The sequence below is a fragment of the Kitasatospora kazusensis genome, assembly GCF_039529945.1.
Classification (GTDB): domain Bacteria; phylum Actinomycetota; class Actinomycetes; order Streptomycetales; family Streptomycetaceae; genus Kitasatospora; species Kitasatospora kazusensis.
In genome coordinates this window covers 99,152-116,159 of the sequence record NZ_BAAANT010000012.1, presented here as the reverse complement: position 1 = coordinate 116,159, position 17,008 = coordinate 99,152, and the positions used below count along the sequence as shown (strand labels likewise).

At 71.8% G+C, this 17,008-nt stretch carries 14 protein-coding genes; 5 read left to right on the top strand and 9 right to left on the bottom strand.

The window, feature by feature from the left end:
• Positions 1-101: 101 nt before the first annotated feature.
• On the top strand, positions 102-5,849 hold the full coding sequence (locus ABD330_RS13355) for a DUF5979 domain-containing protein (protein ID WP_344464387.1): 5,748 nt from the start codon (positions 102-104) through the stop codon (positions 5,847-5,849).
• 73 nt (positions 5,850-5,922) lie between these two features.
• On the opposite strand, the gene ABD330_RS13350 is transcribed toward ABD330_RS13355, so the two are convergent.
• Entirely contained in the window at positions 5,923-6,132 is a 210-nt protein-coding gene (locus ABD330_RS13350; RefSeq protein ID WP_344464385.1) for a DUF397 domain-containing protein, read from the bottom strand.
• A complete protein-coding gene (locus ABD330_RS13345) occupies positions 6,129-6,992 on the bottom strand; it encodes a helix-turn-helix domain-containing protein (RefSeq protein WP_344464383.1) in 864 nt (287 codons plus the stop codon). The genes ABD330_RS13350 and ABD330_RS13345 overlap by 4 nt, the downstream gene beginning before the upstream one ends.
• A 377-nt stretch (positions 6,993-7,369) precedes the next feature.
• Here ABD330_RS13345 and ABD330_RS13340 point away from each other — a divergent pair, with 377 nt between their 5' ends.
• The 3 genes from ABD330_RS13340 (at position 7,370) to ABD330_RS13330 (ending at position 8,829) form a co-directional block, all read left to right on the top strand.
• Positions 7,370-7,651, top strand: coding sequence for a hypothetical protein (locus ABD330_RS13340; protein ID WP_344464381.1), 282 nt, complete (start codon positions 7,370-7,372; stop codon positions 7,649-7,651).
• Complete coding sequence (locus tag ABD330_RS13335; protein ID WP_344464379.1) at positions 7,648-8,139, top strand: NUDIX domain-containing protein; 492 nt, start codon at positions 7,648-7,650, stop codon at positions 8,137-8,139. Before ABD330_RS13340 ends, ABD330_RS13335 begins: the two co-directional genes overlap by 4 nt.
• Before the next feature lie 105 nt (positions 8,140-8,244).
• Positions 8,245-8,829, top strand: coding sequence for a hypothetical protein (locus ABD330_RS13330; protein ID WP_344464377.1), 585 nt, complete (start codon positions 8,245-8,247; stop codon positions 8,827-8,829).
• A 56-nt stretch (positions 8,830-8,885) separates the two neighbouring features.
• On the opposite strand, the gene ABD330_RS13325 is transcribed toward ABD330_RS13330, so the two are convergent.
• The 5 genes from ABD330_RS13325 to ABD330_RS13305 form a co-directional block, all read right to left on the bottom strand.
• Entirely contained in the window at positions 8,886-9,521 is a 636-nt protein-coding gene (locus ABD330_RS13325; protein WP_344464375.1) for a dihydrofolate reductase family protein, read from the bottom strand.
• Between the two features lie 101 nt (positions 9,522-9,622).
• The gene (locus ABD330_RS13320) at positions 9,623-9,976 is read right to left on the bottom strand and encodes a VOC family protein (RefSeq protein ID WP_344464373.1); all 354 of its coding nucleotides are present in this window, start codon (positions 9,974-9,976) and stop codon (positions 9,623-9,625) included.
• 72 nt (positions 9,977-10,048) lie between these two features.
• Positions 10,049-11,311: an ATP-grasp domain-containing protein gene (locus ABD330_RS13315; protein ID WP_344464371.1), complete on the bottom strand. Its 1,263-nt coding sequence runs from the start codon at positions 11,309-11,311 to the stop codon at positions 10,049-10,051.
• The gene (locus ABD330_RS13310; RefSeq protein WP_344464369.1) at positions 11,311-12,441 is read right to left on the bottom strand and encodes an MFS transporter; all 1,131 of its coding nucleotides are present in this window, start codon (positions 12,439-12,441) and stop codon (positions 11,311-11,313) included. Before ABD330_RS13310 ends, ABD330_RS13315 begins: the two co-directional genes overlap by 1 nt.
• Before the next feature lie 148 nt (positions 12,442-12,589).
• On the bottom strand, positions 12,590-13,306 hold the full coding sequence (locus ABD330_RS13305; RefSeq protein ID WP_344464367.1) for a TauD/TfdA family dioxygenase: 717 nt from the start codon (positions 13,304-13,306) through the stop codon (positions 12,590-12,592).
• A gap of 66 nt (positions 13,307-13,372) precedes the next feature.
• Here ABD330_RS13305 and ABD330_RS13300 point away from each other — a divergent pair, with 66 nt between their 5' ends.
• Entirely contained in the window at positions 13,373-14,572 is a 1,200-nt protein-coding gene (locus ABD330_RS13300) for a Rossmann-fold NAD(P)-binding domain-containing protein (protein ID WP_344464365.1), read from the top strand.
• 122 nt (positions 14,573-14,694) lie between these two features.
• On the opposite strand, the gene ABD330_RS13295 is transcribed toward ABD330_RS13300, so the two are convergent.
• Positions 14,695-15,528: a shikimate dehydrogenase gene (locus tag ABD330_RS13295; RefSeq protein WP_344464363.1), complete on the bottom strand. Its 834-nt coding sequence runs from the start codon at positions 15,526-15,528 to the stop codon at positions 14,695-14,697.
• A gap of 20 nt (positions 15,529-15,548) precedes the next feature.
• The coding region (gene mltG, locus ABD330_RS13290) for an endolytic transglycosylase MltG (protein WP_344464361.1) at positions 15,549-17,008 on the bottom strand (1,460 nt) is incomplete at its 5' end.

Sequence of the window (17,008 nt, the reverse complement as noted above, 5' to 3'; positions counted from 1 at the left end):
AACCATCGGCCTGTCGGACCGTACTAAGGCCCGTTATCCGTCTGATATGCCTAGCGTCCGTCTCTGTCATCTCACCGGTCTCTCGTGGAACGGCCGCGCTCATGCACAGATCCACCGGTATCGTCCGGGTCCTCGCCCTGGCACTCGCCCTGCTCGTGCCGGCGGCGGGCCCCGCGCTCGCCGCCGGCCCGGCGGCGCCCCGCGCCGGGGGCCCGGTGCTGACGCTCGGCAAGACGGTGGAGGGCGCGCCCGACCCGCTGCTGCCCGGCTCGGCGTTCGCCTACCGGCTGACGCTCTCCTGCTCCTCGCTGAGCGTCTCCTGCCTGAACGCGGTGGCCGAGGACGTACTGCCGCCCGAGTTCGACGTCACCGACCTGCCGAAGTCCTCCGCGACCCAGACCGTGACCTACGACGCGGCGACCCGGCGGCTGCGGATCCAGTTCAAGCAGCCGCTGGCCTCCCCGCCCAACCCGGCCGGGTCGGTGGGCCTGGCCGCGGGCACCACCGCCGACGTGTCGATCGCGATGCGGGTGCCGCCCACCGGGCCGCTCAAGGACGGCGACTCCGTCACCAACACCGCGACCGCGGCGGCCGACAACGCCAGCCAGGTGATCGCCTCCGTCACCCAGACCGTCCGGATCCCCAAGGACGTGGACGCCGCCGCCACCAAGAGCTGGGCCCCGGGCTCCGACGTCGCGCTGTCCGACGGGGTCTCCACCGTCACCCTCGGCGTGCGCAACACCTCCAACGGGACGGCCGTCATCCCCGAGGTCCAGGTCGAGGACAGCAGCCGGGACACCTTCGACCACTTCGACCTGGCGGACGTCGGCCCGGTCACCCGCTTCCCGGCCGGTGCCGACCGGGTGACCGTGCTGGTGTGCACCAAACCGATCGGCTCGCCGTGCAAGGACAGCGAGCTGATCGCGGGCACCGCGACCGCCGGGCCCGCGCTCACGCTGCCGGACGGGGTGAGCGCCGGGCAGGTCACCGGCGTCCGTTTCGAGTTCACCGACGCGGCGGGCGGGGCGCTGCCGTTCGACAACACCGGCGGATCCGTCCAGTTCAAGCTGAAGCTGCGCGACACCGTCCGCTCGACCGGCGCGGAGCTCAGCCCGGCGCAGCGCCGGACCGTCCGCAACTGCGCCCTCCCCGGGGTCGTCTCGGGCAAGTACACGATCGTCGGCGTGGATGCCTGCGCGGACCACGACATCCTCCCCAACATCGCCACCGTGGACCTGGGCAAGCAGTACTTCCCGGACGCCGACGGCACCTTCGGCCAGAACGGCCGGGTGGTGCTCGGCGAGAAGTCACCCGTCTCGGCCGTCGTCACCGCCCGCAACACCTCGCCCTTCCCGGTCTCCACCATGACGATCACCGAGCCGTCCGACTCCGCGAGCAGCGAGTTCGAGAAGCTGGACGTCTCCACCCTCAAGGTCGACTTCCCGCCCGGCGCGACCAACGCCACCCTGACCGTCACCTGCCGGGACGGCTCCACCCCCGCGCCCGTCACGCTCACCCCGCCGCCGGTCTCCCGCACGCTCCCGGCCGGCTGCCCGGCCGGGAGCCCGCCCAAGCGGATCTCGGTCACCTTCCGGGGCGAGAGCGGCGGCGTCGGCACCATCGCGCAGGGCGCCACCGGCCGGCTCGGGGTGCACGGCACGCTGAACGCCAAGGTCGACGCGGGCGACCTTCGCGACGGCGTCACCGACTGCGCCGACGGCTCGACCGGCAGCCCCGTCAACGGCGCGGGCTCGACCGCCGGGACGGCCTGCGCGACCGTACGGGTGGAGGAGCGCAAGGAGGACGGCCGGGGCGTGAAGTCCGCCTCGCAGAGCGAGATCCCGCCCGGCCAGCCCGTCACCTACACCCTCGGGCTGGTCAACGACGGCAACGTGCTGCTGCCGAACGTGCTGATCAGCGACCCGCCCGACCCCAAGGCCGCCGGCAACGCCTTCGACTCGCTGCGGATCACCGCCGTGAGCTTCGGCGCCAGCCCGCAGACCCTGCCGCTCGCCCTCCAGCTCTACGACCCCTCCACCGGCGGCTGGGTCACCTACGTGAACGGCGACAACGCGCTGCTCGCCCGCGCGAAGGGCGTCCGGCTGCTGGCCCCCGACGGGCTGCCGGTCGGCGCCACCATGCGCGCCGACATCACCGTGCAGCTACGCGCGGGCGTCACCTCCGGCAAGCTCAAGAACTGCTTCTCCACCAGCATCGGCGGCAAGCAGACCGCCACCCCGACCTGCTCGCAGGACGTCACCGTCGGACCGGCCCGCTCCGGCGCCTCGCTGCAGAAGACCCTCTCCCCCACCTCGGTCACCCGCCCGGTGACGGGCCTGGCCCCGCAGCCGGTCGCCGTCCGGCTGACGGCGCTCAACACCGGCAACCTGAGCCTCAGCCGGCTGGTGGTCACCGACACCGACCCGGCGTTCTTCGACGCCGTCGACCTCGTCCGGCTCGACGGCGTGACCTTCCCGCGCGGCGCGGACCGGGTCCGGGTGGACGTCTGCACCACCGGCTGCACGGCCACCCCGCCGGTCTTCGTCGACGGCACGGTGAGCGCGAGCACCACCCCGGGCCTGCCCGCCGGGATCGCCGCCGCCGACGTCCAGGGCGTCCGGGTCACCTTCAGCTCCTCCTCCGGCGGCTACGACCTCGTCCCCGCGACGGGCCCGCCCGGCGGCGGCAGCTGCCCGAACTCCAGCGTCTGCCTCACCGTCAGGCCACGGACCGGGCTGCGCTCCGCCCCGGCCACGCCGATCCCCGCCACCATCCCGGACACCGCGTCGGGCGCAGGCGAGAGCAGGCTCCAGACCCCCGGCGGCACCTTCCCGATCCCGCCGAGCACCGCCACCCTGACGGTCACCCAGGGCACCACCCGGCTGAAGGTGGAGAAGTCCCCCGCGCAGACCGTGCTCGGCCCGGGCACCCCGGCGCCGTTCACCCTGAACATCACCGACACCGGCAGCGACCGGCTCACCGACCTGGTCGTGGTCGACGAGGTGCCGAACGGGCTCCGCTTCGACGACACCTACAACGGCGGCGCCGGGATGCCGTACCGGATCGACTACCAGCTGCCCGCCGGTGCCACCAAGCCCGCCGACGTCCGGTTCGAGCCCGTCCGGGACGCCACCGGCCGGATCACCAAGCTGGTCTGGCGCTTCCCCGGCTGGACGATGTTCCCGACCGCCCAGGTGGCGATCACCTACCAGGTGAAGCTGGTCGGCGGCGTGGCGGCAGGGACGAGGATCCCCAACGTCTTCGGCGCGGGCTCCGAGACCCAGGGCGGGCTGGTCTGCGACCCGTCCTCGCCCCGGCTCGGCCAGGTCACGGACGACCCCCGGTACGGGCCGGGCACCTTCTGCACCTCCAGCGCGGAGGTCACCACCCGCTCCGGCGTCGCCTTCGACGCCGCGAAGTGGGTCGCCGGCGACCCCGGGCTCGGCTTCCGCGAGGTCAACACCGGTACGGCGGTGCCGATCGGCGACCCGCGCTGCCCGACCCTGGCGGTGGCCGGCGTCACGTACACCCGGTACCCCTGCATCGCCCTCGTCCGGCCCGGCCAGCGGTTCTCGTACCACCTGCGGATCGAGAACACCGGCACCGAACCCGCGAGCAGCCTGCGCCTGCTGGACGTGCTGCCCGCGCCGCGCGACACCGGCGTGCTGCTCGGCGGCGACCAGCGCGGCACCGAGTGGGACACCGTCCCCCGGCTGGTCGGCGCGGCGGTCTACACCGGCACCGGCACCGCCGCCCTCACCTACAGCACCGTCACCAACCCCTGTGGCCGGCAGGTCCCGACCCCCGCCCGGGCCTGCAACCCGGCCTCCTGGGACGCCGCCGCCACGCCCAAGGCCACCGCGCTGGAGGCCCGGGTGGACTTCCCGGCCGGCTTCGCCCCGGGCACCACCGTCTCGATCGGCATGACGCTGGACGCCCCGCCCGACCTGACCCGGCCCGGCTACCCGTCCGTCGCCTGGAACTCCTTCGCCCACAGCGAGACCGTCACCACCGGCGGCAAGCAGGTGGTGCTGCCCGTCACCGAGCCGCCCAAGGCGGGCGTGGGCCTGGTCTTCGGGAACCTGCGGATCCTCAAGGACGTGCAGGACCCGCCCGCCGGGGTGCCGGTCGGACCGTTCACCGCCGCGTACTCCTGCGCCCTGACGGCGGCGGACGGCAGCACCACGACCGTCCGCACCGGCTCCGGCGAGTTCGGCGCGGCGCGGCCACTGGAGCTGGCGGGCGTCCCGGCCGGGGCGGTCTGCCGGATCTGGGAGACCGACCCGGCGGGCGCCCGGAGCGACCACCTGGGCGAGGACAACGCCATCGTGCTGACCGTCGACCCGGCGCCGGACGCCACGACCGCGCAGACCGGCACCGTCACCAACCACTTCCCGCGCCGCGACCTGCTGATCGTCAAGCGGGTCACCGGCATGGCCGCCCATGAGGTCGGCACCGGGCCGTTCACCATCCGGGTGGACTGCACGTTCCGGGGCACCCGGCTGCCCGATTACCCGCAGGACCTGGTCTTCGCCGGGGACGGGGCGCAGTCGCTCACCGATCTGCCGGAGGGCTCGCTCTGCGACGTCACCGAGCCGGGCACCGGCGGCGCGAGCAAGGTCACCATCGAGGCGACCAGCACCAGCCGGGTCGTCGTCGACTACACCGTCCCGGGCAACGACCTGCCGGTCCCCGGCCCGCCGACGCCGGGCGGGACGGCCACCGCGATCGTCACCAACGAGTTCGCCACCGGCTCGCTGCGGATCACCAAGCAGCTGACCGGCCCCGGCGCCGAGCACGCCGACCGGCCGTTCCGCTTCGGGGTGCTCTGCGACTTCGACGGCCGGCCGGGGGTGGTCGCCCGCGCGCTCGAACTGCGGGCGCCGAAGCTGGAAGGGGTCCTCACCGACCTGCCGGTGGGCGCGGTCTGCACCGTCACCGAGACCGACAACGGCGGCGCGGACGGCACCCCGCCGCCGGTCGGCAGAGTGGTGATCACCGAGGGCGAGAACAACGTCGCGACGGCCTCGCTCGACAACACCTTCTCGGTCGGGTCACTGGCCCTGCACAAGCAGCTCACCGGTCCCGGCGCCGAACTGCCCGCCCTGCGCGCCGCGTCCTTCGGGCTGCACGTGATCTGCCGCCGCGAGGGCGCCGACAGCGAGGGCAACCCCCGGCTGGTCACCGTGCTGGATCGGACGTACCAGGTGACGGGCGGCCAGACCCTCCAGGTGCCGGTACCGCTGCCGATCGGCACCCGCTGCTGGGCCGCCGAGCCGGATCCGCGCGGCGCCTCCTCCACCGTGATCGACCACCCGGACGCCGGACAGGCCGCCGTGGTCACCCTCGACACCCCGGCGATCACCATCACGGCCGTCAACGACTACCGCGCGGGCTGGCTCCGGCTCGCCAAGACCGTCACCGGCACGGGCACCCCCGCCCACGACTTCCGGCTGGAACTCACCTGCGACCTGCCCGGCACCCCGCCGCTGTCCCTGGTCGACCACCGCCCCTACGTCCTGACGGCGGGCCAGGTGCTGGAGGTGACCGACCTCGGCGCCGCGCTCCCCGCCACCGCCCGCTGCTACGTCACCGAACCCGACCACGCCGGAGCCACCTCGGTGACCATCGAGCACGGCGACGCCGCCCACGCCCTGCCGCTGAACCCGACGGACCCAACGCAGCTCACCGTCGTCAACGACTACACCCCGGCCGTCGTCCCCCCACGCCCACCCGTCCCCGTCCGCCCCCTCCCCGCCACCGGCGCCGACCCGCTCCCCGCCCTGCTCGCCTCCGCGCTGGCGCTGGCGCTGGGCCTGCTCCTCCGGCTGCGCACCAGGCGACGCTGAGCCCTCCGGCCGCCGGTACGGCGAGACCCCGCCACCCCTTCCCTGGGGGTGGCGGGGTCTCACTGACGTTCGGTCAGACGGTGCCGAAGTCGCCTGCCTTGACGGCGGCGACGAACGAAGCGAACGCGTCGGCGGCGAAGACCAGGGCGGGGCCCTCGGGGTCCTTCGAGTCGCGGACGGGGGTCACGCCGGCGAACTGGCCGTCGGCCACCTCGATGCAGGTGTTGCCTTCATCGTCACTGTAGGAAGACTTTCGCCAACAGGCGACAGTGAGATCACTCATGAGTACAGTTCCTGTCTGACCTGGCGGATCAGGTCTACCGACGCATCCTGCGAGAGGGCTTCGATCTGGAGCAGAGTGTACTTGTGCTGCGCATTCTCGATAACTACCTTGTCCCGGACCAGCAACCCACACAGCACGGACTCCGAGTACACAGTGACACTGCCGCCAGGGAGTGTCAGCAAGGTCAGCGGCGCGGCCATCGGCAGACGGTCCCCGAGCGACAGTGGGGCGATCTGAAGTGCGACGTTGGGGAGTTCGGTCATCGCCAACAGGTGGTCGCACTGCGCGCGCATCACCTCCTTTCCACCGACCGGCCGTAGCAGCACACTCTCGTCGATCACCACGAAGAGGAACGGCGGTGTCTCCGACGTCAAGATCCGCTGGCGGTCGAGCCGTCGCGCCAGCCATAGCTCGACGGTTTCGTGGACGTCAGCAGCACGTAGTGCCCCGGCACGGCGGACGCCACCTTCCGTCAGCAGCGCGCGGGCGAAGGCCTCTGTCTGAAGCAATCCCGGGATATACGCGACTTCGAAGGTCCTCAGCTCGACAGCTTTGGCCTCTTCCTCAACGTACTCCAGGAACCCCTCTCTGAAGGTAGCTTCCAACTGCTTCTGGACGAAGGGCATGAGGAACGCGAGCGCACCACCGGTCTTCAGGATCTCGTCGCAGCGCTCGGCGAACCCGTCCTTCGGGGCGCGAGTACCGCTCTCCACCCGGCTGATGAAGCTGTCGTCACACGGCACTTCGGCCGCCAGTTGCTGCTGGGACAGGTTCCTCGACTCCCGGAACATGCGGAGCATGCCACCGAACAGACTGCCGGGTGAATCACTCGGGTCCAGCTCATTCTTTCGACCGGCCATCGCGGCGCTCCTTCCTGACAGGCAGTCGGCCAGAACTGTCAACGGATCGTCCGCTTCGTCAAGATGCCTGCCCTGGCGAGAGTATGCCTGTGCGCCGATGCTAGGTAGCAGAAAGCGACGAAAGGGGGCGCGATGAGCGCTCGGAACACACCTGCCAAGCAGGACCTTCCCCCGCCCGGGGCGACGCGTCGGACCTCCAACGCCGTTGGCCTGCCGCCAGATTGGTCGCCACTGGACGACTACGACCCGAAGGCCTCCCGGCGGCTGACCAGGGTTGTCCCACAGGCGTACGAAGGCTGTTCGTGCGCTCGGTGCCGGACCCTGCTGGCGGCAACGAGTGGCGCCGGGCTCGACCCGCAGATCAGCGAGGTGGAGCGGTGAAGCCCCAACCCGGTTACTCGGTCGACCTGTTGATCGCCACGGCGGTCACCCTCGCCGTCAGTGTGGGTGCGGGCCTGCTGGCCACGCTGCCGCTCGATGACGGCGCGAGTTTCTCCACCCGGGCCGCAGTGTTCATGTTCACCTCCTGCCCGCTGATCATGGTCTGCATCTCCGCCTCCGAACCGTTCATGCGTCGTGCCGCCCTGCGGCGCATCCGGAACACACGGCGGCAGGGACGACCCACTCACCGAACCCGTCGACCGGAGTCCGTCAAGTGACCAAGGAGCAAACGCACTTCGAGAGCCCGCCGCGCCGGAGGGTCGCGGGCCAGGCCGTACTGATCCACCCGGACGACGAACGGGTGCTCCTGCTCGACCGAGCCGACCACCCGCGCCACCGACTGCCCGGCGGTCACGCCGCACCGGACGAACCCGCACACCGCACCGTCCGCCGCCTGGTCCGCGCGCAGCTCGGGGTCACCCTGCCGTTCACCGGCGCGGACCTCGCCGCCGTGGACTACTCCCCCGCCAACCGGTCCACCGGCGGCCACGAGGGCTACACCTTCGTCTTCGCCCTGCGACTGACAACCGCCCGGGCAGCGACGGCCCGCCCCGGTCCGGGCCTGCTCGGCTTCGACTGGACCGCCCCGGAACACCTCTCGACGGTCTGCGACGACCACCACGTCCGGCGCATCAGCGAAGCCCTGGCCTGGTACGCCGTCCAGGGATCAGCCGCCCTGCTGGTCAACGGCGCCCTCGCCGCCTGAGGCATCCGGCGGATCATGTGACGTCACTGCCACGGGCCGGGGACGCGGAGGGGTGGTGGAAACTCGCGTGAGTGGGCGACGCGGCATCTGCCAGACTCCCCCGGCATGAGCACTTCGAACGTCCTGCCGGTTCTGCGGACCCCTGATCTGCTGAACGCCTACCAGGCGGTCCAGCGGCTGCTGAGCCTTGCCGTCCCCATGGACGAGTTCCAGGTCAGCGCCCAGGCGCAGGCGCTCACCGCGGCAGAGGCGCAGCGCATGGCCGCCGCCTTCCCGGACGCCAGGGTCGGTCCTGACAACCCGTACCGGCCCGAGTCCGACGACGAGATCCGGCACTTGATCGCGGCGGCGGACCCACGGGTGGCGGCGCTGCTCCCTGTGGGGCTGCACCTCGGCGGCCGACCGGTCGGGTCGATCGAGGAGGTGTTCTTCGGCGTGGCCGGCTCCGGGCCCGGTTCGATCGACTGGGACTTCTTCAGCTGGCCGGCCGTACCGGAACTCGGCCTGGAGAGCCGTAACAAGGACGCAGGTGTCCAGATCGCCGTCAACTGTCGGGACGTCTACCGCGAGGTCCCGGCCCCGGACCACACCGTCTTCATCCACTTCCGGGAAGGTGACGTGGCGCGGGCCGAATGGCTCGCCGGGCAGGTGGGGCTGCGGCCGATCGGGCCGGTGGCGTGCGGCTGGTAGCTCCGCCCGTGGCTCGGACCGTGGTCGGACGGACAGGCCGGCGGGTGTGGCCGGCTTCAGTCCTCGCGCCCGGCACCGTGGTCGGGTGCGCTCATGTCGCCCGTCCCGGGCGTGCCGTCGGCGAACCCGTAGCGCAGGTACACGGTGCCCTTGGGACCGGCCACCGGCGGTTCGAGGAGGGTGAGGTTGGTGGGCACCGCGCCGCCGTCGAACACCTTCTTCCCGACGCCGAGCACGATCGGGTGCACCCAGAGGTCGAGGCGGTCGAAGAGCTTCTCGCGCAGCAGGGTCTGCACCAGGTTCAGGCTCCCGACGACCTTCACGTGCTCGTGCCGGTCACGGATCTCGCGCACCGCGTGGGCCAGGTCCGGGCCGAGCTGCGTGGACCCGGCCCACGAGAGGTCGGGCCTGCCCCGGGAGGCCACGTACTTCGGGACCCTGTTGAAGAGCGCGGCGAAGTCGTTGCCCTCCTGGTGCGGCCAGTAGGCGGCGAAGATGTCGTACGTCCGCCGGCCGAGCAGGAGGGCGTCCGTGCCCTCGTACGCGGCGCCGACCTGCGCCCCCGTGACCTCGTCCAGCAGGGGCGCCTGCCAGCCGCCGAACGGGAACCCCGCCGGGTCCTCGCCGGGGCCGCCGGGCGACTGCCCGACGAGGTCGAGGGTCGCGAACAGCTCGATGTGGATGAGGCCCATGTCTTACTCCCGATGAGTTGGTTGTCCCGGTCGCAGGGTGGACCGGGACGACGACACGGGCCGCCGGCCACCGGCCCGTGACCGCCCGCGTGGAGACTCCGTCAGCTGGGCTGCCACAGCTCGACCCGGTTGCCCTCGGGATCCGTGACCCAGCCGAACCGGCCGACGCCCGCCATGTCCTGGGTCTCCCCGGCCACGTCCGCGCCCTTGGCGCGTAGCTGCGCGAGCATCGCGTCCAGGTCGCGGACACGGAAGTTGAGCATCGTCTGCTGCGCGCGGGAGCCGAAGTAGTCGGTCTCGGACTCGAAGGCCGCGAACACCGTCACCCCGGCCTCCGGACGCCACAGGCCGTTCTCGTCGGCGTCCAGGCCCAGGCAGTCGCGGTACCAGGCTCCCAGGGCCACTGGGTCGGTGGCCCGCATGAAATATCCGCCGACTCCGAGCACACGTTCCATGCCGCCATCCTGCCAGGACCGAACCCGCCCCGCGTCCCGTCCAGGTCGCGGGGGTCGGGTCGGCCCCGCCGGTCAGGCCCCGGCGCTCTCCGGGTCGAGGTCGTAGAAGCCGGCGCCGTCCAGGAACCGCATGGTGTTGGCGTCGCGCAGGACCGCCTCCTCCGTCTCGTGCACCAGGAGCACGGACCCGGTGTACGACATGTCGTCGACCGTGCGGGTGATCCGGTCGCCTGGCCGGAGGTAGGTCTGGAGGTCGTGGAAGCTGTCCAGCCCCCGGATCGCGTCCAGGTCGCGGTACCCCCGCAGCACCCCTTCGACCGGCGAGACCAGGGCGATGTGGCCGACGTGCCGCGCCCGCCGGTAGTCCTCGTCGGCCAGCCGGTGGAAGCCTTCGGGGTCGAGGTAGGCCCGTACCGTCCAGTCGAGCTGGGTCTCGCCGATGGCGAGCTTCGCGTGCACGGGCAGCCTGCCGCCGGACAGGCGTGCACCGACCTCGACGAGCCTCGGTCCGTCGTTGGTCAGCTTCACTTCGAGGTGCGCCGGGCCGTGCTGGATGCCGAGCGCGTCGAGCACCCGCTCGGTGTACTCGGCCAGTTGGTCCTGGACCTCGCCGCGCCGGGCCATCAGGTAGATGCCGTCCACGAGGTCCGACACGCCGTTGACGGCGAGCCGCGTGGTCCGCCAGATCTCGCAGATCCGGTGGTGGCCGTCCCGGCTCACCGTGTTGACCATGTACTCGGTGCCGTAGAGGTACTCCTGCGCCACCACCCCGGCGTTGCGCTCGGAGAACACGTTGACCGTCCCCGCCGTCTTCAGATAGGCGGCGACGGACTCCTCGGGCGTGTCGCAGAAGAAGACGTGGTCGTTGCCCGAGCTCCGGAGCGGCTTCACCACGACGCGGCCGCCCAGGGAGCGGTGCCACGCCGCCAGTTCGTCCTCGTCGGTGACCCGGAGCTGGCGGGCCCCGGGCACACCGGCCTGCTTGATCGTCTCGATCATCACGTACTTGTCGCGCCGGGCCTCGCTCAACTCCACGCCGTTGCCGGCGAGTCCGAGTGCCGAGCTGAGCGCGTCGGCGAGCGGGACACCGAGCTCGCCACCGGCCACGACGGCCACCGGGGCGTACGCGGCGAGGCGCTCGACGGTGGTGGCGAGGTCCTCGTGGACGATGGTGTCCGCGTAGCCCTCCTGGACGTACGACGCCTGGTAGACCTGCGGCACCTCCCTGGTGCTCTGCACCCTGATCAGCGCCGCCCCGGCCTGCCGGAAGTGTTCGGCGAGCTGCACGGCCGGTATGTAGGGATCGACGAGGACGACGTGTGGCACGGCGGACATCACAGGCTCTCTTTCGCAAGATGGGCGGAGGTGTCGGACAGGGCGGGTACGGCCACCGCGCGCGGGCGCATCGCGGGCACGGCCGACAGGGAGACGAGCAGGATGAAGAGGCCGACCGCGGCGAAGCCCCAGGACGTGCCCCCGTGGTCGAGGGCCGTGCCGACGACCGGCCCGCCGAGCGCGGCGCCGGCGGCCGTCGCGGTGGAGTACAGACTCAGCGCCGAGGCCCGGGCCCCGCTCACGGCGAAGGTGCTGGCGGCGGTCGCGGTGGACGCGAAGGCCGGGGCGTTCAGCAGGGCGGCGGGCAGCATCGCCAGGGCCAGCCAGGGCACACCGCCCGCGAGGCCGACGGGGATCGTCACGGCGCCGAGCGCGGCGACGGTCAGCGCGGCCGGGGGACGGCGCGACAGGCTCCCGTAGACGAGACCGCCGGCCATCGAGCCCAGGGCGACACCCACCAGGACGGGTCCGATCCACGCCGTCTGGCCGTGCTGCCGGAGCGCTCCGACGATCCCGAGCTCCGTACCGGAGGCGAACATCCCGGCGGCCAGCGCACAGGCGCAGGTCGCGATCAGCCCCCGGTTGAGCCACTGGCGCAGCGAGGGCAGCGGGGCGTCCGACGGCCGGTCCTCGGCACGGGGCCGTACGCGGGGGTTCCGGACGGTCACGACGAGGAAGTTGACGACCAGCAGCAGCCCGAGTCCCCGGACGGCGAGAGCGGTTGACGTCTGCGTCGCCAGCAGGACGGCCAGTGACGGGCCGGTCAGGTACGAGACGGTGGTCAGCAGGGAGTCCACGGCGAAGGCGGTGTGCCGGCTCTCTTCGGGCACCAGGCCGGTGATGGCCAGACGGGAGATCGTCGACCCCTGGACGAGGACCAGGCCCGACAGCGGGGCGGCCACCAGCAGGGCGGGGTACGGCAGCCCTGCCGCGAACCCCCAGAACAGGGCCTGGCCGACGGCGGCGACGATCAGCACCGGCCGCAGCCCGTGCCGGTCGATCCGGCGCCCCTGGAAGGGGGAGCCCACGGCGGCGCCGGCGGTCCACAGGGCGATGACCAACCCGGCCTGTGCGTAACCGAGGTGCCGGGTGGTCGTCAGATGCAGGGTGAGCACGAGTGGGACGGCCACCAACGGGATCTTGATCAACGACCCCAGCAGTAGCATCGACCGCAATCCGGGGATGCCCAGAACTCGGCGATAGGCGTGCAGTGTCTTGCCTTTCCTGATTGCGCCGGCGTGGCGGACCGGCGTCCACCGGTCACTGCGAGCGCGAAGGTCAGTCTGCGATCCAGTACCGGGTGAGGCGCCGCCGGGTGTCGGTGAAAGATGAACGCGCGTGGAACATTCGGTGGTTGTCCCAGATCAGTAGCGCGCCCTCGGGAATGAGCACCGATACCTGGTTATCCCGGAAGAAGTCCAGGGCCTGCTGGGCGAGCGCGACACCCTCGGCGCCGAGCGGCGGGTTCTGCGGGCCCGCCAGTTCGTCGAGGCCCTCGGAATAGCCGCCGGTGCGCAGGAGCGTGCAACTCAGGCGGTTGACCGTGCCGTGTTCCGTCTGCTCGACCAGGGGCTTCCAGAGCCCTTCGACGTCGGAATCCTCCACGTAGGACGGCCAGTACAGCTCGGCCTCGCGCACCAGCCGCTCGTCGCTGCTGCTCAGGCCCGCGACGAAGTCCCGCGCGTCGGCGAGCATGGTCAGGCCGCCACCGCAGGTGGCCTGGACACGGCAGTGCAGGGCCAGGTAGCGCGGCGGCGGGTTCTGCCCGGGCGCCTCGGTGTGCGGCCGCAGCGTGTGGGCACTGCGGGTGTCGCGCACCTTCTCGAAACCCGGGTGGGCCATGACGTCGTACGCCAACGCCCCGGTGGTCTGCGGGACGATTGTTCCCAGACGTCCGACCAGGTCAGCAGCTTCCTCCGGGGTGAGAGGACCCTGCGCCAGCGCGTATCCCCGCGAGGTCAGATCGCGCACGATCTCGGAAGTTGTGTCATTCACCGGTGCCCCCACCAACATAACTCGTAGGATTTGATGGTTAGTCAATCATACGAAGGGGCCCTGCAGATGAATAACCTCAGCATCGGTGTGCTCGCCTCCACGCATAAGAAGAACGAGAGGCGCGCCCCCCTCCATCCGGCCCATCTCCCCCTCCTCGACGCCGACATCCGCGGCCGCATGTTCCTGGAGACCGGCTACGGCCAGTGGTTCGGCTACTCCGACGACCAGCTCGCCCCCCTGGTCGCCGGCATACTCCCCCGCCGCGACATCATCGCCGACTGCGACCTCGTCATCATGTTCAAGGCCACTCCCCGCGATCTGGCTGAACTGAGGGACGGTCAAATCCTTTGGGCAGCACCGCACTTCGCCCAGAACATGGAGACGACGCAGCTGGCGATCGACCACAAACTGACCGTCATTTCCATGGAGGCCATGCGCGACCGGCCCGAGGGCGGCGACTTCGACCGCTTCGTGTTCCACGGCGTCTGCGAACTCGCCGGCTACTGCTCCGTCCAGCACGCACTGCAGTCCGTCGGACGGACCGGGGTGTGGGGCAGGCCGCTGGAGAAGGCGGTCGTGCTCGGCTTCGGCTCCACCGGGCAGGGCGCCGCGCTCGCCCTCCAGGCCCACGGCGTCGGCAGCCTCAGCATCCTCACCCAGCGCCCGAGCTCCGCCGTCACCCCGCCCAGCGACACCGCGCGGATGGCCCAACTCCACTACGACCAAGCCGATCCGGCCGCGAGCACGGTGACCGTCGAGGGCCGCACCGTCCCGCTGGTCGACTTCCTCGCCGAGCACGACATCGTCGTCAACTGCGTGATGCAGGACATCAACGCCCCGCAGGTCTACCTCACGGAGGAGGACCTGCCCCGCTTCCCCTCCGGCACCCTCGTCGTCGACATCTCCTGCGACGTGGCCATGGGCTTCAGCTGGGCCCGCCCCACCTCGTTCGACGAGCCCCTCGTCACGGTCGGCGACCACGTCCGCTACTACGCGGTCGACCACAGCCCGGCGCTGCTCTGGGACTCCGCCACCTGGGAGCAGAGCCGCCCCAGCCTGCACTACCTGCCGATCATCGCCGACCCGCGGGCCTGGGACACCGACGAGACCGTCCGCCGGGCCATCGAGGTGCGCGACGGCGAGGTCCAGAACCCCGACATCCTCGCCTACCAGGGCCGCTCACCGCTCTACCCCCACCACCCGCTCACGGAGGACAGCACGGACCCCGGGGAGCCCACCCGCTTCGTAAGTCTCACCGCCGGCTGACAGCGCGGGGCCGTCGGTGACCCGGCCCCCGGCATCCGCGGTGGCGGGCAGCCCACCTGCCCGGCACCCCGGCGCGAACGCGGCGCGGGGCGCGCCGCACGCCGTCCCGTCGGCGGAAGCGCTCAGCCCCCGGCGAGTGCGGCCTCGCCGGCCGCCCGCATGGCCGCCAGCGGCCCGGCGGCCACCCCGGTGAACTGCTCGAACTGGAGCACCGCCTGATGGACCAGCAGGTCCAACCCGCCCAGCACGGTCGCTCCGCGCTCGGCGCAGGCGGCGACGAGCTTGGTCGGCCACGGGTGGTACAGCACGTCGAACAGCGCACCCGGCTCACCCGGTACGGCCGCCGCGAAGCCGTCGGTGGCGCCCGCCGGGGTGGTGGAGATGGTCAGCGGGGCCGCCAGCGCGTCCGCGGCCCGCTCCCAGTCCGCCGTGCGGAGCGTGAGCCCCAGCCGCTCGCCGAGCACCCGCATCTCGGCCGCCCGTTCGGGACTCCGGACATACGCCGTCACCTCGCCGGTGCAGATCTGGGCCAGCGCCGCCAGCGCGGAGGAGGCGGTGGCCCCCGCGCCCAGGACCGCGGCGGTCTCCACCCGCTCGATGCCGCGCTCGCGCAGCGCGTTGACCAGTCCCGGGACGTCGGTGTTGTCGCCCCGGCGGCTCCCGTCCGGCCCGATCACCACCGTGTTGACCGCGTCCACCGAGAGCGCCGTCGCGCTGACCTCGTCCAGCAGCGGCAGGATCGCCCGCTTCAGCGGCATGGTCAGCGACAGCCCGGCCCACTCGGCCGGGTCGATCCCCTCGACGAAGGCGGGCAACGCCGCCTCGTCCACCTCGAAGCGGTCGTACCGCCACTCGTCCGCCAGGCCGAGCGCCGCGTACCCGGCCCGGTGCAGGGCCGGGGAGAGCGAGTGCGCGATCGGCGAGCCGAGAACGGCGGCCCGGTGCTGCGATGTCACGGTGCTCCCCTCCAGGGTGACTACTTGCACATACCGGACGGGTCGAAGCCCTGGTTGTGCGCGGTGCAGTAGGCCTTCACGTCGGTCTTGAAGTCGTCGAAGGTCTTCTCGAAGCGGGTGTCCGTCGGCGAGACCGCCACGAAGTAGACCCAGTCACCCGGCGTCGGGTTCAGCACGGCCTGGATCGCCGCGTCACCCGGGTTGGAGATCGGGGTCGGCGGCAGGCCCTTGCTGTAGTACGTGTTGTACGGGCTCTTGTCGCCGTCCTTCTCCGCCTTGGTGAAGTTGGTGCGGCCGAGCTTGTACTGGAGCGTGGTGTCCAGCTGCAGCTTGCCCTGGGTCGCCTGGGTGTTGAGGCGGTTGGAGAGGACCCGGGCGATCTTGCCGAAGTCGGTGTCGTTGTTGCCCTCGGCCTGGAGGATGCTGGCCTCGATGATGACCTGGTAGCCGTTGGTCAGCCCGATCTTCTTCGCGCCGTCGTCCAGGTTCAGCTGCTGGTAGTGCTGCACGGCCATCGCGACCATCTGCTTGAGCATCGCCTCGGGCTTCATGCCGTCGGTGACCGAGTAGCGCGCGGGGAAGAGGAAGCCCTCCAGGTTGCCCTGGGCGTAGTCGGGGAGGCCGAGGGTGCTGATCTGGGACGCGGCGGCGGCCGCCGTGGCACCCTTCTGGAGCTTCAGCTTGTTGTCGATCATCGTGTAGATGTCGACGGCCTTCTTGCCCTCGGGGATCACCAGGGCGTTGCCGCCGTTGGAGTCGACCAGCTCCTGGACGGCGGCCTCGGCCGACATCTGGTGGTGCAGCGTGTAGGAGCCGGGCTGGATGGAGCCGGCCTTGGAGTTGTTGGTGAACGCGGCCACGAAGGCCTTGACGCTCTTGACCACGTCCGAGGCCTGGAGCGTGGCGCCCATCTGCTCGCCCGAACCCGCCTTGATCTCGACCGAGACCGACCCGGTGCCGGAGCCCTTGTAGTCCGGGGGCGGACCGAAGTGCGACTGGTAGAAGCCGTAGCCCCACCACCCCGCACCGGCCACGCCGCCCACCAGCGCCAGGGCGACGACCAGGCAGGCGCCGCTGTTGCGGCGGCCCGAGGCCTTGCCCTTCTCCTTGCGCTTGCGCTCGGCCTCACGCGAGGTGTCCTGCTCCCCCGCGCCGAAGAACGACTCCTGCTCGGCTTCGGCCTCGTGGTCGGCGTACTCGTCGGCCTCGGTGTGCTCGCCGTACTCCTCGTCCTGCTCGTCCTCGTGCCAGGCCTCCGGCTCCGGCTCGGCCCGGGGGCCGTCCAGCGCGGCGGCCTCGGCCTCCCAGTCGATCCCGTCCGGGCCGGGCCCGGCCGGCCGCGCGGGCGGCTGCGCCTGGGCGGGCGGCTGCGGGCGCATCGGCATGCCCGGGTTGCGGAGGGCCTGCGGCGGCTGCTGCTGCATCGGCTGCTGCTGGGGAAAGCCCTGCTGCTGGGGGATCTGCTGCTGACCCTGCTGCG